The organism is Rothia sp. HMSC073B08 (genome assembly GCF_001812975.1).
Classification (GTDB): domain Bacteria; phylum Actinomycetota; class Actinomycetes; order Actinomycetales; family Micrococcaceae; genus Rothia; species Rothia mucilaginosa.
The window spans coordinates 35436-58976 of record NZ_KV811087.1; the positions used below are offsets into that span (position 1 = coordinate 35436).

A 23541-nucleotide genomic window follows, 5' to 3' on the forward strand; every position below is an offset into this window, starting at 1 on the left:
GAAACGGACACTAAATATCGGAGAAAAACGTAGAAGAAGCGGAAGGCTAAGACTTCGCTCGGCGGGCGGAAAGGAAACGCTCAATGCCGAGTGCCTTGCGGAAGCGGAACAGCACCGCACCGTACACCGGCACCAGCAGCACCACGTACACGATGACACCCAGCACGCTCTGACCCAAAACGGCCAAAGACGCTAGAGCACACGCCGTCGGAACAGCCGCGCCCAAGAAGAGCGAAGGAGCCATCTCACGGACCGAAGCGCGAATACCCACCAAACGGAATACCTGGTAGCTCGCCAGGAAGGTATCAATCAGCAGAGCCGATGCCCACGCCGTCACTGCACCGTACAGGCCCCAAACCGGAACCAGCGTGAAGTTCAAAGTCACAGCCACCACCAGCGAGGAGAGCTTGTTCAACAGCTGCCAGCGGCTCTTACCGCTCATCAGCAGAACAGACTGCACGCCACCGGCACTCATCGACAGCATCGCCGCCGGGCAAATCACCCAGAGGATACCGGCGCCAGCCTCAAAGCCCTTACCGAAGAAATGCAACAGCACGGGACCAAAGAACGCCAGGGAGAGGTAGAACGGCCACGACAGAGCAGTCAATACACGAGTGGTCGACAAGAAAATCTCTCGAGCACGGTCCAGCTGACGGGTCGCCAACGCCGCACTAATCGACGGGCCAGTCACCACACGACCGGTGTGTTCAATCATGGTGCCCACACGAACACAACGGTTCACAGCACCATAGATACCACCGGCAGCGGCACCCAAGAACGCCGTCACCACCAGCACGTCAATCCACTCCAGGATCGTCTCCACAACGGTAGCGACACCGCGTGCAGAGCTGAAACCCCAGAACGAACGGAACGTCTCAGTCGGAGAATCCTCAGAAGGAAGAACCTCCACATGCTCCTCGTTGGGGAACGCCCGCTCCAAAAGCCACAAAGCAACCACCGCAGTAATTGCCACCGGAACAGTCCATGCATACACCAGATCCATGAGCTGGCCCGAGAACAGAACCACCAAACCCACAGCCGCAAAACGCAGAGTAGGAAGCAGAACATTCTGCAAGACCGTAAAGGTCACCACTCGGTGCAGACCACGCAGCGCGCCGAAGAACACCGTCATCAGCGCCGCAACCAGAACGAAAGCCGAACTGACGCGCATAGCCGACTGATATTCAGGAGCCATCGGCACAACCTCGGTGTAGATGTACACACCCGCCACCAGAAGCACCGAAGTCATCAGCGCAGGAATCAGACCGTACCGAATCAGCTGCGGCAACACGCCGTAACGACCCAGCGCACGCTGAGCGCTCATCGTACGAACTAGACCCGTATCCGCGCCGAAGGTCACCAGCGAAATCGCAATCGCGAACAACGCCATCAGACGGAAAAACTCGCCCGAACCCTCAGCACCAATACCATTCGACACCACCATCGTGGTCACGAACGCGATACCGGCACCGTACATCACGCACAGAGAAGCGAGAGAACCGCTCTTCGCGAGGCTGGGCTGCTTACCCTTCGTAGGAGCCTTCTTCGCTGGAGCATCCTTCGCTGAGGCACTATCGGTCTGTGCCTTCGAATCGGCAGACTCAACAGTAGCTGATGCCGTCCTGCGAGAACCGGGCAGATGAGCGCCCACCACAGTGGCAGAGCTTGCCTCCGAAGAACCAGCAGTCGAAGTACCCGAAGAACTCGCTTCCAAAGAATCGGAGAGCGACTTCTCAGGAGCAAAGCCCTGAGCGGGAGGCACAATCGACAGCGCCGTGGTCGCAGGAAAACGACCGGAACGGATGTCATCCACCGTGGGAGCAAACTCATCAGCAGAAGACTCTGCCTGAGAATCAGACTGTTCCACTACCGGATCCACATACTCGCCGCTCTCACGCAGACGCGCACGACGGCTAGGATGACCACCCATCGAATACGCATCATCAAAAGACGAAACCGAAGCGGTATCTAAACCACGAGGGGACTGATCCTTCGTCATAGCCCCTCACCATCCCGAATGGAACGCATGCACGCCATCGAAGCGAGCATCAGAATCGTCAGCTGAGCAATATCGAAGCTGTAGAAAATAAAGACAACGCAGCACGCCATCGGCACACTATGCAACCAGTACCCGGAGGAGGTCTTCACTCGTGCGCCGCTTGCCACAGTGCACATCATGAAGAGTGCGAATAGTGCCAGACCTACGAAACCGAAGCAGAACATCAAAGTCCACAGGTAACCCTGGGTACCCATCGACACACCAATGCTCGGTTCCATGCGCGGAGTGCCATAACCGATAATCGGGGACTCCAAGGTCGCATTCCAGGTAGCACGGTAGAGCGCCGCACGACCGCCGGTCGAGTCAGAGTAATCCTGACGGCCCAGAATATTGTCCACAGTACCCGAAGCGAAAAGTGCCACGATGACAGCCGCAATCGCTGCAACACCCATGCCTACAGCACGCCAATTAGCTGCCAGGAACTGACGCAGCAAAACATATGCTGCGCTAATACCCAGACCAATAAACATGCCGCGGTTACTAGTCGCAATTGCCGGAACAGTAGAAAGAGCCATACCGATGAGCAACGCAACGCGCAGCCAGATGGAACGCAGACGCAACAGGCACGCCAGCATCACCGGGGTGAGCAGGGTGTACGCCAGACCCCAACTATTCGCGTAGGGGAACGGTGCGGAGGGGCGAATATACGCCTCAGGTGCACCCCACGGGCGCTGAACCTCCGCCAGAGGAGGAAGCATATAGTCACGCACCAGCGGGTTCTGCATGAAACCAGAAGGCATGATGAAGCTCATCGGGGTACGCAGACGGAACTCGGGGAAGAGAACGCCGCCATAACCCAGCACAATGAGGGTCACCCACAGAGTCGCCAGACCACCCAACAACCTGTTGAGGCTAATAGAGGAGCGCGCGTTGTAGTAGTACAGGGCGTAAATGCCGGCGCTGAGAATGTTCACAAAGCGCAGACCCCAACCAATCATGTCGGTGGAACGGGTCAGAGCAAGTGCCGCAACAACAACCCATACGCAGAATGCGCCCCACACCCACAGGGAACCGGGCACACGCACATTACCTCGAATGATGAGGTAAAAAAGCATGATCGCTGCCAGTACCAGCGGCGCAATCTGAAGCAGCCCCAGAGCCCACAGCGCCGGGAAGCCATACAGCAACGCCAGCAGAGGCCATGCGGGGAGCTTCTTCTGCGCTGTCGACATCGGACGGATGCGCGCGCGGGCACGCAGAATACCGCTGGGCGGCGTACTAGCCGACCCTGCGGAATCCTTCAGCGCAACAGGCGAAGCACCCGGATGAGAAAGAACGGAAGAGGAAACCATGTCTGTGCGATACCTGGTTAGAGACCTCGACCGGTCTTCTGGACGAGATCAAGAAGCGTAGCGGGCTTAATAATGCCGGTGGATACAACGTATGCTGCCCAAGCACGAAGCTGCTTGGGGTCACGGCGCAGAGCGGAGCGAGCGTACGCGCGCGCCTCCTTGTTGTTGCCCAAAGACGCCTGAGCGTACGCAATCTGACCGGCAATACGTGCCAGGCCCTTGGGGTCCTGCTCAAATTCGGGGAACTTACGCAGAATGTAGCTCAGACCGTCAACCATGGACTGCCACTTGCCAGAGAAGAAGGAAGGACGGTCCCAGAGCACCAGAATCAGCGGCTCGGGCACGCTCAGCACATCGCCGTGGCGGGTTGCGCGTAGCAGCAGGTCGTAGTCTTCACCGTAGGCGGCGGGCAACTCCTCATCGACCAGACCGATGCGGGCGGGCTGACCGTCAACGCCGAGCAGATCCTCGCGGGAGTACAGCATTGCGGAGGGGTGAATTTCGGTAATGCGCGAACGCAGGAAGTCAGCGAAGGTCGCGCGCTCGGGCGCCAGGCGCACGATGTCCTGACCGCCGGAACGCACGGTAATACCCGAAGAGATAGCGGCTGCTTCGGGGTTTTCGCGCCAGAGAGCAACCTGCTGGGTGAGCTTGGAAGGCATCCAGTAGTCGTCATCATCACAGAAGCCAATCATCTCACCACTGGAGGCGATGATGCCGCTATTGCGGCCGCCAGCCAGACCGCCGGAACGGGTATTGGAGACAATCTTCAGGGCACGGTTTTCGCCGACCTCAATATCCTCGAGGCGGTCGGGCTCAACACGGTCAAAGACGACAACAACTTCAACGAAACCGCGGTAGCTCTGCTCAAGGATAGAGCGGACAGCCACGCGCAGCAGCTCGGGGCGCTTGCCGTTGGTCGCGATAACGGCGGAAACAGCAGGGTTGCGAGAGGTGAAGTGCATCATTGGGATTCTCCTTACTCAGCGGGGGTCGCGAGGCTAACGTACTTGCGACGCATGGACAGCAGGACGGTTGCGGCATTAGCCAGCAGAAGCAGCGCGTAGACGATGACGAATACGGGGCCGAAGCCAACAAAAATGTAGATCCAGCAGAGGGTGCCAGCGTCCATGTGCAGGTTGATGAAGGAGCGCAGGGGGCCACCGGTGGGCGGTGCTGCGGTCTTGCGGTTGTTGCGCAGCTGTTCAGCCAGAATCTGGCTCATGAAGTGACCGGCGGTCAGAGCGGTGAAAATCATGGGCATCGCAATGATCCAGCCGTTGAAAGCGCTAGAGCCGGTGAAGGAATAGTGTGCCGGGTACAGCAGGAAAGAGAGCAGAGTTGCCATGTGCACCGAGGGCACACGGATGGAATCGACCACATGGTCGAGCCACTCACCGGCGGGGGAGGACGCACCGGTCACGCGAGCAACCTGACCGTCAGCAGAGTCCAGGCCGTAACCGAGGGCGAAGAGTAGTGCAACGCAGATACCTACACCAACGCTGGGCGGGCACGTAATCAGAACGACGAGGCCTGCTGCGGAACATGCGGCGGAAATAGCGGTGACGCCGTTGGGGGTGATGCCCAGTGCGACAGCTGCCGCAGCGAAGTAGCGTGCTACTCGGCGGTTGACCCAGCGGGTGTAGGCGGGAACGCCAATGCCAGGCTTCTGCGCTGCTTCAAGAGAGCGCAGGGTGTGAGAAAACTTCGCAGAAAATCCCGATGCGGGCGCGGAGTTTGGGGTGTGAGGTGCCTCAGAGGTGGACATGCACATTCCTTTTAATCGGTGAGAGGAGTGAAGGAGAGTGAATTACTCCCTTTCGGGGCGGTTGCGAGAAAGTCCGGAAGTCCCGCACGCGAAAAAAGAGGTGGTTGGTCCCTTTTTCACATACACCACTATATAGATATTTTACAACGAGATAAAGTGCGACAGGGGGCGTGTGGTCAGGGTCAACAATTGTGTCGCAAAAAGCCGCTGACAATGCTCTATAGTGCAGATTGGCGGGTTTCTGCGAGCAGGGTAGGAGCCTAACAAACCGGGGGTATCGACGCCTTCATCCTGTGAATTATGGTTTTAGAATTCATATCTGAACATTGTGCTGAGATACACATAACAGAAACACAAATAACAGGAATAAATGATGCAAAAAACACAGAAAAACGGGTAGCACACGCAAATGGGGTTTGATTTCCTGAATCATTCAGAAAATCAAACCCCATTTAGCTGAGATTGTCTAGAAGGTATTAGTTCCTTCGAGCCTGCATCGGAACGCGGGTTCCGACTCCGTTATTGACGATGCGTCGCTCGCCCCGGTCGGCTGCCGCGTTGTTCGCGTTATCGACCATGGGCTGCTCAGCAACCGGCGCCTTAGCAGTTGCCTGCAGGTCGAAGCTTACATTCGGGCGAACGTTACGTCGACTAATGCCCGGGTGAACCTCAACTGCGATGAGGTTCTCGCCAACCTTCAGCTTGGACGCCGGAACGGTGAAGGTCACCGGAGTCTTCTGAGCCTTAGCGGTATCAATCGAGCTCGATGCAACCGCGCTATTCCACAGTTTGCCCCTGATGTTGAAGTTGGAACGGCCAACCTCTTCCCCGTTGACACCCACCGCAATAGCGTCATCCGCGTAGGTGGTCAGCACCAGGTCGCGGCTCGCCTGCTCACGAGTGAGCTGGATGGTGGTGTAGGCGTAGATATTTTGGCGGTTACGCACAAGCGGAACATGAACGGAGGTGTTGAGGTTACCGGTGCCGACACCAATCGGGGTCTTGCCGGTCTGCCATGCTTCCTGCGCGATATCTTCCAAGGTGAAGTGGAAGTTGTACTTCCAACCGTACTTACGGTTAGGAGCCTGACTGGAGACCATGTACTTCCACTCGGACGCGTAGGGCAGAACAATCTGGTCCTTAGCGGCCTCGTCCTTAGGATTCTCTTCCTTCGGGTCCTCGGGCTTGGGATCGGCAGGCTTCGGGTCCTCGGGCTTGGGCTCCTCAGTCTTCGGGTCCGGATCCTGGGCCTTCGGCGCCTCAGTAGTTGCTTCTGCACTCGGGGTAGCGCTTGCCGAAGCACTGGGGTCAGCAGTAGCGGTCGGATCAGCACTTGCCGTCGGATCAGCGGTAGGAGTCTCGGTCGCGGTCTCCGTGGGGGTAGGAGTCGGGCGAACCGGAGCTACCTGAACCGGAGTGGAGGCAGAGTAGTTATCTGAGCTGTCCACCGCGCGTACAAAGTAACGTGCGTTATCGGTGTGGTCAATCTCGAACTTCGTACCCGAAGTACTAGCGATGACTCGGTCATCACGCAGAATCTGGTAGCGGACACTATCGGTATCCTGCACAGCGTCCCAGGTCAGAACGTCCTTATCGTCCTTCAGCTCTACCTTCAGGTTCTGCGGGGTAGCCGGAGGGGTCACATCGCGAGCCTCAAAGCGCGCAAAACCGACGGTATCCTGGGTGCCGTGAACACCTAGCGAACGGTGAATATCGCCGCCAACCCACAGAGTGCCCTTAGAATCAACGAAAGACTCCCAGATACCGAAGCCGTGGTCACCCTTAATAGCGGGGGAGAACTCCGGCAGCATCTTACCGCTGTCCTTATCGAACGCAGCAACCAGCTTGATCGAATGAATCACGCTTGAACCGCTCACCGGGAACGGCTTATTACGCGAATCCTGGTAGAGGAAGTCACCGCAGTGGCAGGCACCATAAATGGTGTTGCCGTTCAGATGCAAATCCTGGAAATCTCCACCATCACGGGTAATTGCAGTGTAGGTGGGGCTCAGGGATGCCTTGTCGTAACGAGAAATAAGGTGCTCAGTACCACCCACCCAGACGCCGGTACCGGCATCCTGAACGTCGAACTGGAAACCCCAAATCTTGGTTTCGCTACGCAAATCAGAGACATTAGCGCCGGTAGGAATCTCAGAGTGCTGGTACACCCACGGACTACCCTTCTGCATGTTCTGAGTAATATCAGCCACGCGGTAGGCAAGACCGCCGTTGAGCCAGGTGAAGTAACCGGCGACGTAAACGTGAGAGTTATCAGCGGAGGCGCTAATACCGTTGACAGTACCGTTGAACACCTGGCGCCAGTTACGGTCTATACTCACAATACCGGGCACGCCGTTAGAAGGTTCGCCCAACTTAAAACGGGCAATATTGCGTGAATACGCAGCACCCGCCTTTTCACTTTCATAAACGTGGGTAAAGGTGCCACCAATGTATACGTAGTCACCCTGACGATGGATGGTCTTCACCATCATGGGCTCGGTGAGAATACGATCTTCGACTCTAACCTGGGCCCATTCAGGGGCAATTTCACCGGTCGTGGCATCAACAACGACGAAGCTCTCATGCTTCTTACCGTTAACCAGGGTAAAGGCGCCACCAACCGCTAGACGGTTATTCGGCAGAGCCTCAACAGCCTTCACCTGACCATTAACAGTCAGCTTGAAGTCGCGGCGCAACTCGCCGGTTTCCGGGTCAAAAGCAGCAATATTAGATTGCGCAACATGCTCACCGGTAGAGGACTCAAGGTACTCGAAGTCGCCGCCAATAAACACGCTGGAGGTGCCGTTGCCGTGATTGACCTCGGTGATGGCCTCAACATAGGTGTTCATCTCGGTGGTTTTACGGGAGGCGGTCTTAGCACTGGTGCGCCAGCGCCAATCCGCCGAACGGCTACTGGGCAGGGCACGACGAGCGCTCGCCTGAGTACCGGAATCCGGGATAGCGCCCAGATGCAAATCGTTCTGGGTCAGCTTCGGGCGCAGGAACATCTGGGTGTAACCGAATGAGGTTTCACCCCTACCGTCCTTACCGTAAATGTAAGAGTTCTGAGCGTCGGTCATCGCCGGCTCAGAGCCATCCTGCCCAATGGGGGCGTTCGCACCGTAACGGAAACCCATACGGTAATCCTGCGAAGCCAACTCATCAAATATCAAAGCCTTGAAGCCGTTATTCTGGCCACGCAGAATGTGGTCTTCCCAGGTGTTGTTAGTCCAGTACTTGCGGCCCTCGTCGTTATAGGAAGAGAACTCCTCAGGGTTGGTGACGGTCGCATTCGACCAGACAGCGCTCGAACGCAGAGCCCAGGTCCATTCGGAGGTCTGGCGGCGATCCACCGTCGCCTCCTGCCACTTGGTGCCCGAAGTGTTCAGGGCGCGGCGGAAACGGTAACCATCGGGCAGCTGATCGGGACGAACACCATTAAGTAGCTGAGAAATAGTGGTACCCGAAAGCTGAATCGGGGTCTTCGCTGCGGGCAGGGAGCTCAGCGCCTTACCCTGCTCAAGCGTCAAACCGGACGATGCGGGTGCGGCATCGCTGTAGAGCTGAGACGTATCGCCCTGACCCTCGTAGTTTTCAGTCCAGCCGTCGCGACCCTCACCAATCTTGACCCAGCCGCCGCCATCAGTTTCCTGATCACAGTAGAACTGCGTCGGCTGGCTCATCGCGGGAGTGTACAGCCAGTATGCGCCGCTCTTTGCCTCGGGGTTAGCCTGCTTGGCTTCCCAACAGCTGGCGGCAGCACGCTCGGAGGTCGTGCCATTGTAGAAAGCAGAGTCCCTTTTTTCCGCAGTCTGTTCGACAGCGGTACTCGGCGTAATAGCGGGGATAGCTACGGGCAAAGCCAAAGCCGTAGCAATGCTCAAGCAAAGAGTTGAGCGGGTTATAGCAGAACGAGAAAAGCCTGAGCCCGTCATGCCAAAGTGGGCTTTCATAATATCTCCAAATGAATGCCAAGAAATGTTATCGAGTGCGCATCAACATTAATGCGCGATGGACGACAATGCGCGGTTTCCAGAGAATCATAGCTGGAAACCGGCATCTTTAATTAGACCCTAGCAATCAGGATTGTTCGGGAAGTCGTGGGTTGCGATCTTCCACTGACCATCGACCTGAACGAGGGTGTAGATATTGAGTGAACGCTTGGGAGAATTGTCATCCTTTACAGGCTGATTATTCTCGTCGTAGATCTTCACGGAGGAAGAATCCATGCATACTTCCAGCATGCGTGCGGGCTGGCCCTTGTACTGAGTTTCAGCCATACGGGGGTTACCCACTACAGTGGAAGAACCTTCATAGTGCCAGCCTGCCAGTGCGTATTCGGAAGCCTGCACAGCAAACTCAGCGGCAGCGGAGTCTACCGCTACGGCCTCGATGGAACGAATCGTCTCATCATCGAGAACAGCGCGGGCCTGCTCAACGTTCTGCTGCTCAGCCTCTTCGTCGCTACTCGGATCAGCGGTGCGTTCCGGGGAAGGCGCAGCAGAAGGAGCCGCCTTAATCTTGGTCAGAATGTTTTCGTAGGAATTGACCAGCTCGGTGGTTTTCTTAACTTCTTCAGTGTCCACGGGCACGGAAGAAGCCTTCTTCATTTCCTCCGAACCAGTGTAAATCTCTTCAAGCTTCTGGCCATCAGAAGAAGTAGCCTCAGCATCCGCCTTGGGGGATGCGTCGCCCGAAGCTTCAGAGGAGGCTTCAGCGGTGCCATGCTCGGAAACCTGGGGAGAGGTGCTCGAGGACTGAGCGGAAGAAGCGTGCCCAGAAGCGGAAACGCTGGCGGATGCAGAAGCCGAAGAAGAGCTGTCGGAGCTCGGGTTTTCAGTAGCGCAAGCGCTCAGAACCAGAGCAGATACTGCAAGGGTGCCCAAGGTGCCCAGAAGGCGGGACCGGGAGGGCTGCTTGAAGAATGCTGACATAGGAAGCCTCTTTAGTGGTTGGAGTGAGATTGACTATTTCCGGAAGATAATACCTTGCACGATGACAAAGCACCTAAAGGCTAACACGCAAAGCTGGGAGAATACTTGGACTCGCAAAAATAACGTTTTTATAAATGATGAGAATAGGCCCTAAATAATGCTCTATTTCGGGTCGAATAGAGGGTAAATATATATCTCTGAATGAAAAAACCTTCATGTAAATGAATGAAATAGATTCACAATGTGCAAAAAAGTCCCGGGCTGGTTATGGACCAGCCCGGGACAATAGGGCGAACATCACTAAAATTCTTTGTCACAAAAGCGCATATCGCCCTGATGAGGGGTTATGATGCCTGGACAGCCTCGGTACTTGCCGAATAGTTATCCGCAGTATCTACCGCGCGCACATAATAACGGGCGCCATCGCGGTGATCTACCGAATAGCTCGTACCCGTAACCGTCGCAATAGGACGATCATCGCGCAGAATCTGGTACTTCACATTACGTTCGGAAATACCCGACCAAGTCAGCTGATCCTTGGAGCCGTTCTTCGTCACCTTCAGATTGCTCGGAGTAGCCGGAGGCGCCACATCGCGAGGCGCATAACGAGCGAAGCCAATAGTCGGCTGCACACCATTAGCACCCAGCGACTTACGGATATCGCCACCAACCCACAGCGTGCCGGTCGAATCCACGAAGGACTCCCACACACCATAGCCGTAGGCGCCGTTCATAATCGGAGCCCACTCCGGTAGCACCTGGCCGGTATCCTTATCGAACGCTGCGACCAAACGAATCGTCTGGGCGTCCGTAGCGTTCACCCACTCCGAATCAACCTTGGTTGCACCCTGGTAGATGAAGTCACCGCAGTGGCACGCGCCGTAAATGGTATTGCCATTCAGGTGCAGATCCTGGAAATCGCCACCCTCGCGAGTAATCGCGCTGTAGGTGCGGCGCATGCTCGACTTTTCGTAACGGCTAATCATATGTTCGGTGCCACCCAGCCAGACGGAGGAACCAGCGTCCTGAACATCGAACTGGAAACCCCACATCTTACGCTCGTTCTTCAAATCCCAGGTCTGGGCACTAGAAGGAACGTACGAGGGCTCATGAGTCCAGTCGCCGCCGCTCTGGCGGGGATTGGTAATGTTGGCGATACGGAATGCCTCACCACCGTTAAGCTGCGTGAAGTAGCCGGCCACGTACACGTGGCTGTTACCCTCGGAAGCGCTCACACCGTTAACAGTGCCGTTAAAGACCGGACGCCAGTTCCAATCCACCTCACCATTGCTCAACTTAATGCGAGCCAGGTTCCTCGAGTACGCGTAGGTCGGGGAGGTCTGACCCTTCAAATGAGTGAATGAACCACCAATGTACAGGTAGCCGTCACGCACGTGCAGGGTCTTAATCTGAACCGGAACAGAAGCAATACGGCTGACCACACGGATATCCCAGTCCTTAGCCACCTGACCGGTCTTCGGATCCAGAAGCACGAAACCGTTATAGTACTCGCCGTTCACCTGGTCGAAAGAACCACCCACGGCAAGCAGGCCATTCGGTAGAGCCTCAACCGACTTCACCTGACCGTTAATCTTCGGGCGGAAAGACCGGCGTAGCTCGCCGGTACCTACCTCGTAACCCGCGAGGAAGGCCTGCTCGACCTTCTCGCCGCTTGCGGACTCAACGTACGCGAAATCGCCACCGGTAAAGACAGCGCCACCAACCTCGGTAATCGCCTCAACCTGGGTGTTCATTTCACCCTTCTTGCCGGTACCGGTGTCAGTACTCGTACGCCACTTCCACTTCTCAGAGTAGCTATTGGGCAGTGCACGGCGGCTACTTGCCGGAGCACCCTGCTGGCCGTAAGCGTGCAGACCCTTAGCCGCCAAATCGTTCTGAGTCACCTTCGGGCGCAAGAACATCTGAGTGAACACCAGGGGGGTGGTCGAATCATTTGCCGGGCGGTAGATATAGGAAGAAGTCCTATTCAACAGGTAATCCTGGAACCAACCCGTAATCTTAGCGCGCGAGCCATAGGTAAAGCCCAGCTTATAACCCTGCGAAGGCTTCTCCACGAAGTGCAGGGAACGGAAATCGTCCGAATAGTCGTAACGGAAGATATTGCCCGCCGTCTTCTCCTGACGGTAGTAGTTGTAACCACGGTACTGTCGCGGATGAGTAATCGAAATGTTCGACCAGTACATCGTTGAGCGAAGGGTCCAAGACCACTCGGTGCTCGCGGCACGCGTAGCCTTAAAATCCTGCCATGCGGTACCATTCACGTTCATGGCGCGATGGAAACGCACGCCGTCAGGCAAATCCTGCGGATGGGTGCCGTTCAGCAGCGCGTTCACCGTCTGGCCCGGCAACTGCACCGCATCAAAACCAGTGGGATTCTGGTGAAGCTGCTTAGCATCGCCACGACCGTTGTAGTTCTCGGTCCAGCTCTCACGACCGCGGCCAATCATGACCCAGCCGCCGCCGTCAGTTTCCTGATCACAATAGAACTGCTCAGGAGTGCTCATCTGCGGGGTGTACAGCCAGTACGCGCCGCTCTTACCCCGCGGATTATTCTGCTTAACTTCCCAACAGCTTGCTGCTGCGCGCTCACTCGACGAACCGTCATAGTAGCGAGCATCAGCAGCCTGAGCCCCCGAAGCAATCGGGCCCAAAGAAGCCGCAACCATCGCAAAAGAAGCAGCCGCAGCACCCAAAGCGCGGGAACCAGCACGAGAAGCTACTCGAGAGCCCTCAGAAGCGGACGAAGCAGCGCCCTGCGAACGCCCTCCACGCGCGAACGGAAGAAAATTCATTATGTCTCTCCTAGAGACCTCAACCGGTACACAACAGAAAAATGCAATTCACACAGCAACACCCACCCAACACAGGGCACAGCATAGTAACCATGCATCGGGGAGGGAAGAAGCGTTATGAACTGCACTAACAGAGAGTCTGCTGCCGGAATCAGTGAGTGTAGTTATCGGAAATTGAATGAATACGCCCCGCCCCTCACGCACGAAGCCAACAACGGCAACGCACCCGTAAGAAACAGAACGCTAAAAAATCTGTGAAGCTTCCCCTGTCGTACCAACAGTGAAAAAACACCACAGACCAAGATTCAGCCCATCATCGGAAGGATGGAAGCAACCCATCCGACGCAATGAATCCCAACCCATCATAGCCGCCGCAGAGGCGAAGCGATAGCAAACTGGGCAACTTGGGCTAAACCAAAACTATAGGGGGTATACACCCCGGGTGCGCCACCGCCTGATTCGAACCCCGCAAACCCAGCAGAGCCCAAATCAGGCGGCGGCTCAAAGAAACTAGATCAACAACCTGACCTAAGCCTGAGCAGCTCCTGTAGAAGCTGAGAAATTCTCAGATGCATCGATGGAACGCACGTAGTAGCGAGCGCCATCGGTGTGCTCAACTTCGTAGCTGGTACCCGAGACCGTAGCAATCACACGGTCATCACGTAGCACCTGGTAGCGAGTACCGCTCTCACGAACGCCAGACCAGGACAGCTTATCGGTCGAACCATCACGCTGAACCGACAGGTTCGACGGAGTCGAGGGGGCGGTCACATCGCGAGAAGCAAAGCGAGCGAAACCGACAGTGCGCTGCTCACCATTAGCACCCAGCGAACGGTTAATGTCGCCACCAACCCACAGATTGCCGCGAGAATCCACGAAGGACTCCCAGACACCGTAGCCGCTAGCGCCCTTCAGAACCGGGCTGAACTCACCGATAACCTCGCCGCTGTCCTTATCGAACGCTGCGACCAGGCGCATACGGTGAACTGCCTTCGACTCCTTCCAGTAGGTGTGGTAACCGGTAGAGCCCTCAAAGAGTACGTCACCGCAGTGGCATGCACCGTAAATGGTGTTACCGCTCAAGTGCAGATCCTGCCAGTCGCCACCGTACTTAGAAATCGACGAAGAAATACGGCCGTAACCATTCTTCGAGTAGTTCGCAATCAGGTGGTCAGCACCGCCAGTCCACACAGTCGAGCCGGCATCCTGAACATCGAACTGGAACGCGTACACAATACGGTCAGTAATGTTCAGCTTCAACGACGGCTCCCACTCCCACTTAATGTTCGAAGCGTTAGAACCATTCAAAGCAGCCAGACGGAACGCACGCTGGTTATTCAGCTCAGTGAAGTAACCCGCAGCGTGAACAGTGGAATTATCCGAGGCGGCAGTAATGCCGTTGACCGTACCGTTGAAGTTCGGGCGCCAGTTCCAATCCACCTCGCCGTTCGAAAGCTTAATACGAGCGGCACCACGCGAGTAAGCGTACGCCTTAGAAGTATTGCCCTTCACGTGGGTGAAGTTACCGCCAATATACAGGTAACCGTCCTGAACCAGCAGAGTCTTCACCTGTGCGGCATCGCCATTGCGACGCTGAATCTGAAGGTCCCAGGTGCGGTCAATCTGACCGGTGGTCGCGTCCAGAATGACGAAGTGGTTAACCTTCTCGCCATTCACCTCGGTAAATTCGCCGCCAACTGCCAGGCGGTTATTCGGCAGAGCCTCAAGAGCCTTAATCTGGCCGTTGAAAGTCGGGCGGAAGGAACGAACCAGCTCACCCGAATCCACGTTGTAACCAGCCAGGTACGACTGATCAACGCGCTCGCCGCCAGCCGACTCCACATACTTGAAGTCGCCACCGGTGAAGACGGTGTCGCCTACCTGAGTAATAGCCTGAACGTAAGTGTTCATCTCGTTCTTCTTGCCGGTGCCAGTCTGTTCACTGGTGCGCCAACGAACGGGCATCGTGTAGCTATTGGGCAGAGCACGACGGTTGCTGGCGGCAGAGCCAGAACCAATCTGCGAGAAGTTCAAGTCACGCTGAGTCAGCTTCGGGCGCAGGAACACCTGAGTGAAGGGGATAGAGTAACCGAAGGAACCGCGCTTGTGGTAAATATACGAATCAGAATTCTCATTACCGAAGTTCACCAGTGCACCGTACGCAAAACCAATCTGGTAGCCCTGGTTCGGGTTCGCGAAGAAACGAACAGAGCTGGTGGTAATGCCCGGAGCCATCTCCGAAGCGGAACCGCCCATATGAGCGGTGCGGTTAATGCCGGCGCCGGTGAACTTCACGGTGCCCCAACGCTGACCGTAGCTCATCGCCCAGGTCCACTGCTCAGTCTGAGGACGCTGAACATAAACGTTCTGCCACTGGGTTCCCCTCGCATTGTGAGCACGGCGCAGGCGCATGCCGTCGGGAAGGTCCTGAGGCTTAACGCCGTTCAGCAGCGCATCGACAGTGTTTGCGGGAAGCTGGACCGGAGTAAAAGCGGCAGGACCGGTGGGGTTCTGGTGCAGTTGATTCGGGTCGCCGGTGCCGTTGTAAGACTCGGTCCAACCCTCACGACCGCGACCAATCATGACCCAGCCGCCGCCATCAGTTTCCTGATCGCAGTAGAACTGCGCCGGGCCGCTCATCTGCGGGGTGTACAGCCAGTAAGTGCCAGAGGAGGCAGAAGGATTAACCTGCTTGACCTCGTAACAGGAAGCAGCTGCTTTATCGCTGCTGGAACCGTCATGGGTTCCGGTCGCAGCCGAGGCGGGAGTAGTAGGAGTAAGAGGTGCCGCAGTGAAAGCGGTACCAAAAGCGAGTGCGAAAGCGGCCCACTTTTTAGCAGACCATGAATGGACATGGCGCTTTTCAGCGGGTTTGTTCGTGTATGTGGTTGTCATATGCGTCTTTCTGATGCGACGTTCCGGAAGAAACATCGAAAGATACGGTGAATTTAGCGCACTAGAAAAACCGCAGTAAATACTGAAAACCTGAGGTTGGTTGGAAGAGGTAAACAGAATCCGGAAGGGGATATACTGTCTGGTTTTTCTGTAAGCGTTAATGATTAGGGTACAGGATGAAGCTGTGAAAATAATGGTGCACAAAGTGCAAAGATGCCCGTGAGTGTGTGATTTACGCCCCATGCGATGAACGTTGTGGCACAGGAACAGACACGGAAGAAAACCATACTCAAGTATCACCCACGAAAGCGACAATCGAGTGCAAAAAGGAATATATTCCATCGCAGAAGAACACCAGAGAAAAATGCCAGAAAAAGCAGACTAGCCCTACAATGGAAAAGCTGCATAAAACACACCCAAAACACATATAAAGCACCGTGAAATAAAGGCAAATTCACTCGGACACCCCCAACCGGCACCGCCCAATACCGACCATCCATAGCAGCCCTCCACCAGCTCAACCGCTGCAGGCGAAGACCCCAGATTCAGGAGAACCCGTGAGCACCACCCGAAAAGCTACCGCACAGCCCCTCGAGGCACCCCTGCACCCCCTCCTGAACACCCTCAACCAACTCAGCAGCTGGGCCGCAATCCGCACCGCCGCCTCCGCACAGCCCACCGAACGCAGCGCACGCACCCTCATCGGCGCCGTCGCCGGAACCCACGCCGCGCTCATTGCAGACATCTCCACTGCAGTACGTGATACCACCGCTGAAGCGCTCAGTCTCATCGTCGCCCCCACCGACCGTCAAGCAGAAGACCTCGCCGCAGCCCTGCGCTCCTACCTGCCCGCCGCAGACATCGCGCTCTTCCCCGCCTGGGAAACCCTGCCCCACGAACGCCTCTCACCGCGCTCCGATACTGTCGGCCGCCGCCTGCAGGTACTGCGCGCCATGACCGGGGACGCGGCTAAACGCCCCCAAGTCGTTATCGCACCCGTACGCGCCGTCATCCAGCCCATCGTCACCGGCATCGAAAAGCTCGAACCCGTGCACCTGGTCCGCGGCAAAGAATACCCCTTCAAAGATGTGGTGCGCGGCCTCAACGACGCCGCATACTCCCGCGTAGACCTGGTCGCCAAGCGCGGCGAATACGCCGTACGAGGCGGCATCATCGACGTCTTCCCGCCCACCGCAACTACCCCCGTACGTCTCGAATTCTTTGGTGACGAACTCGACGAAATGCGCCACTTCTCTGTCGCTGACCAGCGCACCCTCAGCGGGGGAGAGGAGCTCACCGAACTCACCCTGCTGCCCTGCCGCGAACTGCTCATTACCCCCGAGGTCATGAGCCGCGCCGCACGCCTGAAAGCCGACTACCCGGCAGCCGCAACCATGCTCGAAAAGATTGCCGGCGGAATCTACGTCGAAGGCATGGAATCACTCACCCCGCTACTCATCGAATCCATGAACACCCTCACCGAGCTACTGCCGGCTGGGTCCATGATTATCAACGTCGAACCCGAACGCGTGCGTGCCCGCGCCGAAGACCTCGTCGCCACCAACGAAGAATTCCTCGCCGCCGCCTGGGACACTGCCGCGGAAGCAGACGCCGTCTCGCCCATCGACCTGGGCCAGTTGCGTATGAGCGACAGCGGATTCCGCACCATCGACCAAACCACCACACAGGCACTCGAAGCCAAACTCAGCTGGTGGGAAATCACCGAACTCGTCACCGACGCAGACCTGCTCGAAGACGCCGCCGCAGGCGCACTCGAAAACCAGAACATCGCTGACGCCATCGAAGATGGCATCGACACCTACACTGTCAACGCCACCCCCGCAACCGCATTCAACGGATCCGTCGAACGCATGCTCAGCCAGGTCGGCGACCTCATCCAGCAACAGTGGACTGTCCTCGCCCTCACCAACGGCCGCGGCTCCACCGACCGCCTCATCGACCTCTTCCACTCCGGCGAAGGGGCACCCGCCGTACCCGCAGCCCGCCGAACCAGCCTCGAAGCCGACCCCGCCGGGGACCTCGAACACGGCATCGTTGAGGTCTGCGAGGCGCCCGCCTCCGCAGGCTTCCTCATCGAGGAGGCGAAGCTCGCCGTCTTCACTGAAGCCGAACTGCTCGGCCGCCGCGGCACCTACGCACCCCGAGGCGCCGCCGGACAGAAATTCAAGACGCGCCGCCGCCGCAACGCGGTTGATCCTCTCGCGCTGAACCCCGGCGACTACGTGGTACACGAACGCCACGGCATCGGTCGCTTCGTCGAGATGACTTCTCGCCCGGTGGCGGGCGCCTCCCCGGTCAACGGCGTGCAGCCCATGAAGGAATACCTGGTCATCGAGTACGCCCCCGCCAAGCGCGGTGGCGCTCCCGACCGTCTCTTTGTGCCCTCGGATCAGCTGGACCTGATCTCCAACTACGTGGGTGGCGAGAACCCGAGCCTGTCCAAGATGGGCGGCAGCGACTGGGCGAAGACCAAGTCCCGCGCCCGCAAGGCAGTCAAGGAAATCGCCGCCGACCTGGTGAAACTCTACTCGGCACGCCAGGCCTCGCGCGGTCACGCCTTCGCCGCAGACACCCCCTGGCAGCGAGAGCTGGAGGAGTCCTTCCCCTACAACGAGACTCCCGACCAGCTCACCGCCATCCACGAGGTAAAGGAGGACATGGAGAAAGAAATCCCCATGGACCGCCTCATTTCCGGCGATGTGGGCTTCGGCAAAACCGAGGTCGCCGTACGTGCCGCATTCAAGGCGGTGCAGGACGGCAAACAGGTTGCCGTGCTCGTACCCACGACCCTGCTCGCGCAGCAGCACTACGAGACGTTCAGCGAGCGCTTCTCGGGATTCCCCGTGAAGATTCGTGTGCTATCCCGCTTCCAGAAGGCGAAGGAAACCCGCCAGATTACCGAAGAAATCGCATCCGGCGCGGTGGACGTGGTGATCGGTACCCACCGCATCCTCTCGGATAGCGTGGTATTCAAGGACCTGGGCCTGGTCATCATTGACGAGGAACAGCGCTTTGGCGTGGAGCACAAGGAAAAGCTCAAGCAGATGCGCACCAACGTGGACGTGCTCGCCATGAGTGCAACCCCGATTCCGCGCACCCTGGAAATGTCGCTAACCGGTATTCGCGAGACCTCCACCCTTGCCACCGCGCCGGAGGAACGCCACCCCGTGCTGACCTTCGTCGGTCCGCGAACCGACAGCCAGATTACTGCCGCAATCCGCCGCGAGCTCATGCGCGAAGGACAGGTGTTCTTCGTGCACAACCGCGTGGCTGACATCGACGATGTTGCCGCCGAAATCGGCAAGCTCGTGCCGGAGGCGCGCATCGCCACCGCCCACGGCCGCATGAGTGAATCGCGCCTGGAACAGATTATTGTGGACTTCTGGGAGCGCCGCTTTGACGTGCTGGTGTGCACCACCATCGTGGAGACCGGCCTGGATATTTCGAACGCGAACACCCTCATTGTCGACCACGCCCAGAACTACGGTCTGAGCCAGCTACACCAGCTGCGTGGCCGAGTGGGCCGTGGCCGCGAGCGCGCCTACGCCTACTTCCTGTACCCGGTGGATAAGACCCTCGGTGAGATTGCGCACGAGCGTCTGAAGGCTGTGGCGACCCATAATGAGCTGGGCGCTGGCCTGCAGCTTGCGATGAAGGACCTGGAGATTCGCGGTGCCGGCAACCTGCTCGGCGGCGAACAGTCCGGTCATATTGCCGGGGTCGGTTTTGACCTGTACCTGCGCCTGGTCGGCGAGGCGGTCGCAAACTACCGCGGCGAGAAGGAAGAGCGCGAGGTCGAGACGAAGATTGACCTGCCCGTCAACGCGCATATTCCGCACACCTACATTGATTCTGAGCGTCTGCGCTTGCAGGCATACCGTCAGATTGCTGCCGCCGATACCGAAGAGAAGATTGCGGAGGCTCGCGAGGAGCTGGTCGACCGTTACGGCGAGCTGCCGGAGGCGGTAGAGAACCTACTTGCCGTGGCGACGGTGCGTATGCACGCCCGTGCCGCCGGTATTCACGAGATGGTGGTTCTGGGCCCGAAGGTGCGCGTGGTAACCGCTACGCCGCTGCCGGAGTCCCGCCAGATGCGTCTGAAGCGCGTGTACCCTGGCTCCACACACGCCCAGCCGAAGGGTATGGACACCTGGCTGACGCTGGTTCCGCGCCCGAAGACCATGCCGGTGGGCGGTAAGGACCTGGTGGATGGCGCGATGCTGCAGTGGGCTGAGAAGTTCATTAACTCGATTTACTCGGAGAAGCCGCAGGCTCTCGAGGAGTAGAGACATACAGGGGTAGGCGCCGCCCAGTCATATCGGGCTGCCGAACCATGATGCCGAACCATGAAGATGCTCGCCGTGCAGATTGCCACAATATGGCACATCTGCACGGCGAGTGCGTTTGCCCCGTAGGGGCGGCATAGCTCACAATTAAGGCATGACTTCAACGGTGAACTATGCATCTCAGCGAATTGTAATTATTGGTGGTGGCCCCGGCGGCTACGAGGCAGCGATGGTGGCTGCCGCATCCAACGCGGACGTGACTCTGATCGAACGCAATGCCATTGGTGGCTCCGCCGTTCTGACTGACGTTGTGCCCTCTAAAACCCTGATTGCTACGGCGGATATGATGACCCGCTTCTCCGAGGCGGGTAGCCTGGGCATTGAAAACACGAAGGGTAAGGCGCCGCAGCTTCGTGTTGATATGGACCGCGTGAACCGCCGAGTCCGCGACCTGGCCCAGCAGCAGTCTGCCGACATTAAGCGTGCCCTGGCCTCTGCAGGCGTGAAGATTATTCACGGTACCGGTAAGCTCCTTGACCGCCACACCGTGCAGGTGACTGACGAGGCGGGCCTCGTCTACCCCCTGCACGCGGACTTTGTGCTACTGTCGGTGGGTACGCATCCGCGTGAAATGGCGACCGGTATGCCTGACGGCGAACGCATTCTGACCTGGACTCAGCTGTACAACCTCTCCGAGGTTCCCGAGGAACTGATTGTGATTGGTTCGGGTGTGACCGGTGCCGAGTTCGCTTCGGCGTATAACGGTCTGGGTTCTAAGGTGACCCTGGTGTCTTCGCGTGACCGTGTGCTTCCCGGTGAGGACGAGGACGCAGCTCGCGTGCTGGAGGACGTCTTTGAACGTCGCGGTGTGCGAGTGATGCCGCGTTCCCGTGCGGCTGCTGTTGAGCGTACTGAGGACGGCTCCGGCGTTATTGTGACTCTGTCGGATGGTCGTAAGGTTTCTGGCACTCACTGTCTGGTTGCTATTGGTTCGATTCCGAACACTGAAGATTTGGGCCTGGAAGACGTCGGTGTTGAGCAGACTCCGAGCGGTCATATTAAGGTGGACGGTGTGTCCCGTACGAGCGTGAACAGCATTTACGCCGCCGGCGACTGCACGGGTGTGTACCCGCTGGCTTCCGTGGCTGCGATGCAGGGCCGTATCGCTATGGCCCATATCCTCGGTGATGCGGTGCGCCCGTTGCGTACCGATAAGGTTGCCGCGAACATCTTCACCTCCCCGGAGATTGCGACTGTAGGCGTGAGTGAGAAGGACCTTGCCGAAGGCGCCTACCGCGGTGACGCGGTGACCCTGCAGCTGGGCACGAACCCGCGCGCGAAGATGATGGCGATGCGCGACGGCTTCGTGAAGATTTTTGCTCGCCGACACTCCGGCACCGTCATTGGTGGCGTGGTGGTTGGTCAGCGTGCTTCCGAGCTGATTTACCCCATTGCCCTGGCGGTGGAGAAGAAGCTCGCGGTGGATGACCTGGCGGATACCTTCACGGTCTACCCCTCGCTCTCGGGCTCTATTGCTGAGGCTGCACGTAAGCTGCACACTCGCGGTCTGTAGGCATCAACCTGTTAGGTGCTGAGCTGGGCGTTCCCCGCCTGGTGCAGCATCCCGGAACAGTATAAAAGCGGTGGGGGTCGCCTCCTGAATTCCTTAGATTCAGGAGGCGACCCCCACCGCTTTGCTGTAGAGACGCCTTAGCCCCTGCGAAGTTTTACTTCGTGGTGCTGACGGCGTTCATATCCACGTCACGGGTTTCGTGAGTGAGCAGGATGAAGACAACACTCAGGATCGAGGCGAATGCCAGGTAGCCGCCCACTGCAGCCACACCGTAGGAAGTGTTCAGCCAAACAGCCACGAACGGGGTCAGTGCCGCACCGAGGATGGACGCCACGTTGTAGGCGATACCGCTGGCGGTGTAACGCACGTTAGTGGGGTACAGCTCCGGCAGGTATGCGGACATGGAACCGAAGGACAGACCCATCAGGCACATACCGATAAAGATGAAGAGGGTAACCACAGCGGCGTTTGCGTTCGCGCCGGTACCAACAACGGAGGGGGAGATGAACAGACCGAAGGACAGACCGAAGACAGCCATCGCGATGGTGGTCCACAGCTGCTGGGTGCGGCGGCCGTACTTGTCAGCCAGCCAACCCGAGATCGGAATGAAGATCGCGAAGCCAATAATGGAGATCAGCTGAATGATCAGGAACTCGCGGTAGGGGATCGCTAGGCCGCCCTTATCCGCCTTGCCGATACCGTAGGAGAGGACCCAAGCGGTCATCAGGTAGAACAGCACGTAGCATGCCACCATGATGAAGGTGCCCTGAATCATGGGCCACCAAGCGACCTTGAACGCCTCAACGAGCGGGGTCTTCACCTTCTCATTGTTAGCGGCAGCCTTGGCGAAGACGGGGGTCTCCTCCAGCTTGAAACGCACGTACAGACCAACGGCGACCATCACGATGGACAGCAGGAACGGAATACGCCAACCCCAAATGAGGAAGGGGTGCTCGAGGTTCTTCGCGTCGGTTGCGGAGTTGAAGGTAATCCAGCTGGTCAGCAACAGCATGAAGCCGTTCGCAAGCACGAAGCCGATGGGTGCACCCAGCTGAGGCCACATCGCGGCGCGGGCGCGCTTGCCATCCTCAGCGTATTCGCTCGCGAGCAGCGCCGCACCGGACCATTCGCCGCCCAGGCCCAAGCCCTGGCAGAAACGCATAATGGTCAGCATGGTCGGTGCCCACAGACCAATCTGGTGATAGGTGGGCAGCAGGCCGATGATGAAGGTTGCCAGACCCATGGTGAGCAGTGCACCGACGAGGGTAGCCTTACGACCGATCTTGTCGCCGAAGTGGCCGAAGATCACGGAACCGAGGGGGCGCGCGATGAATGCGACGCCGAAGGTAGCGAAGGAAGCCAGAAGCTCGGTGGTTGCGTCCTTCGAGGGGAAGAACAGTACGGGGAACACAGCCACTGCTGCCGTGGCGTAAATGTAGAAATCGTAGAACTCGATGGTGGTACCAACGAGCGAGGCGAGAATAACTCGACTGCGAGGAGTCGTATTCTTCACCGGTGCAGCAGACGCTTTCGTGTCGGATGCAGAAGCGCTCATGAGGAAAACTCCCGAGATGGTGAATTTGTGTGTACACATGGAGCCTGAGGTAGGTGTTCCGTTGTCGGTCAGCGCGGGAGGCGGGTGTGCCGTAGGCGCGTACTGGGTGCCGTGACCGCACCGGGTGGGGTGCGGCAGGCGTCGGATTCTGAAAGGCTCCTCTAAAGTGCAACATTATAACTCTGTTCAGAAAAACCCAAACAAATACAGCCACTATCTGGACGCGAACACAAGGGTTAGCGGCGTAAATCCCACCTAAACAGGCAAGAGCAGACATAGAAAATCCCCCGGAAAGATACGAGACATTACCTCATACCCTTCCGGGGGATTCGTATAGCCTATGGC

At 57.8% G+C, this 23541-nt stretch carries 11 protein-coding genes; 2 read left to right on the forward strand and 9 right to left on the reverse strand.

Annotation, left to right across the window (positions count from 1 at the left end; all coding sequences use genetic code 11):
* Positions 1-46 precede the first annotated feature (46 nt).
* From HMPREF2884_RS09410 to HMPREF2884_RS08490, 8 genes are all read right to left on the reverse strand, one after another.
* Entirely contained in the window at positions 47-1999 is a 1953-nt protein-coding gene (locus HMPREF2884_RS09410; protein WP_005506968.1) for a lipopolysaccharide biosynthesis protein, read from the reverse strand.
* A complete protein-coding gene (locus tag HMPREF2884_RS08460; protein ID WP_070616760.1) occupies positions 1996-3351 on the reverse strand; it encodes an O-antigen ligase family protein in 1356 nt (451 codons plus the stop codon). The genes HMPREF2884_RS09410 and HMPREF2884_RS08460 overlap by 4 nt, the downstream gene beginning before the upstream one ends.
* 17 nt (positions 3352-3368) lie before the next feature.
* Positions 3369-4319: a glycosyltransferase family 2 protein gene (locus HMPREF2884_RS08465; RefSeq protein WP_005506972.1), complete on the reverse strand. Its 951-nt coding sequence runs from the start codon at positions 4317-4319 to the stop codon at positions 3369-3371.
* A gap of 11 nt (positions 4320-4330) precedes the next feature.
* Positions 4331-5119 (reverse strand): CDP-alcohol phosphatidyltransferase family protein, encoded by a 789-nt coding sequence (locus tag HMPREF2884_RS08470; protein ID WP_070616762.1) that lies wholly within the window; start codon positions 5117-5119, stop codon positions 4331-4333.
* 476 nt (positions 5120-5595) lie between these two features.
* Entirely contained in the window at positions 5596-8979 is a 3384-nt protein-coding gene (locus tag HMPREF2884_RS08475; RefSeq protein ID WP_246827952.1) for a fibrinogen-like YCDxxxxGGGW domain-containing protein, read from the reverse strand.
* A gap of 213 nt (positions 8980-9192) precedes the next feature.
* The gene (locus HMPREF2884_RS08480; RefSeq protein WP_070616766.1) at positions 9193-10053 is read right to left on the reverse strand and encodes a hypothetical protein; all 861 of its coding nucleotides are present in this window, start codon (positions 10051-10053) and stop codon (positions 9193-9195) included.
* A gap of 344 nt (positions 10054-10397) precedes the next feature.
* The gene (locus HMPREF2884_RS08485; protein ID WP_070616767.1) at positions 10398-12866 is read right to left on the reverse strand and encodes a fibrinogen-like YCDxxxxGGGW domain-containing protein; all 2469 of its coding nucleotides are present in this window, start codon (positions 12864-12866) and stop codon (positions 10398-10400) included.
* Between the two features lie 528 nt (positions 12867-13394).
* Positions 13395-15761, reverse strand: coding sequence for a fibrinogen-like YCDxxxxGGGW domain-containing protein (locus tag HMPREF2884_RS08490; protein ID WP_049355948.1), 2367 nt, complete (start codon positions 15759-15761; stop codon positions 13395-13397).
* A gap of 557 nt (positions 15762-16318) precedes the next feature.
* Here HMPREF2884_RS08490 and mfd point away from each other — a divergent pair.
* On the forward strand, positions 16319-20068 hold the full coding sequence (gene mfd, locus HMPREF2884_RS08495) for a transcription-repair coupling factor (RefSeq protein WP_070616770.1): 3750 nt from the start codon (positions 16319-16321) through the stop codon (positions 20066-20068).
* 154 nt (positions 20069-20222) lie between these two features.
* Positions 20223-21641: an NAD(P)H-quinone dehydrogenase gene (locus HMPREF2884_RS08500; RefSeq protein ID WP_044142785.1), complete on the forward strand. Its 1419-nt coding sequence runs from the start codon at positions 20223-20225 to the stop codon at positions 21639-21641.
* Positions 21642-21795: 154 nt separating this feature from the next.
* On the opposite strand, the gene HMPREF2884_RS08505 is transcribed toward HMPREF2884_RS08500, so the two are convergent.
* Positions 21796-23196 carry an MFS transporter gene (locus HMPREF2884_RS08505; RefSeq protein WP_005508870.1) on the reverse strand — a complete coding sequence of 467 codons (1401 nt, stop codon included), beginning with the start codon at positions 23194-23196 and terminating at the stop codon, positions 21796-21798.
* Between the last annotated feature and the right edge of the window lie 345 nt (positions 23197-23541).

What these genes read in the sequence shown, in the direction of transcription:
- HMPREF2884_RS08485 (WP_070616767.1), bottom strand. Translation starts at nt 12,866, where the DNA reads ATGAATTTTCTTCCGTTCGCGCGTGGAGGGCGTTCGCAGGGCGCTGCT.
- HMPREF2884_RS08460 (WP_070616760.1), bottom strand. Translation starts at nt 3,351, where the DNA reads ATGGTTTCCTCTTCCGTTCTTTCTCATCCGGGTGCTTCGCCTGTTGCG.
- HMPREF2884_RS08500 (WP_044142785.1), top strand. Translation starts at nt 20,223, where the DNA reads ATGACTTCAACGGTGAACTATGCATCTCAGCGAATTGTAATTATTGGT.
- HMPREF2884_RS08480 (WP_070616766.1), bottom strand. Translation starts at nt 10,053, where the DNA reads ATGTCAGCATTCTTCAAGCAGCCCTCCCGGTCCCGCCTTCTGGGCACC.
- HMPREF2884_RS08465 (WP_005506972.1), bottom strand. Translation starts at nt 4,319, where the DNA reads ATGATGCACTTCACCTCTCGCAACCCTGCTGTTTCCGCCGTTATCGCG.
- HMPREF2884_RS09410 (WP_005506968.1), bottom strand. Translation starts at nt 1,999, where the DNA reads ATGACGAAGGATCAGTCCCCTCGTGGTTTAGATACCGCTTCGGTTTCG.
- HMPREF2884_RS08470 (WP_070616762.1), bottom strand. Translation starts at nt 5,119, where the DNA reads ATGTCCACCTCTGAGGCACCTCACACCCCAAACTCCGCGCCCGCATCG.
- HMPREF2884_RS08490 (WP_049355948.1), bottom strand. Translation starts at nt 15,761, where the DNA reads ATGACAACCACATACACGAACAAACCCGCTGAAAAGCGCCATGTCCAT.
- HMPREF2884_RS08505 (WP_005508870.1), bottom strand. Translation starts at nt 23,196, where the DNA reads ATGAGCGCTTCTGCATCCGACACGAAAGCGTCTGCTGCACCGGTGAAG.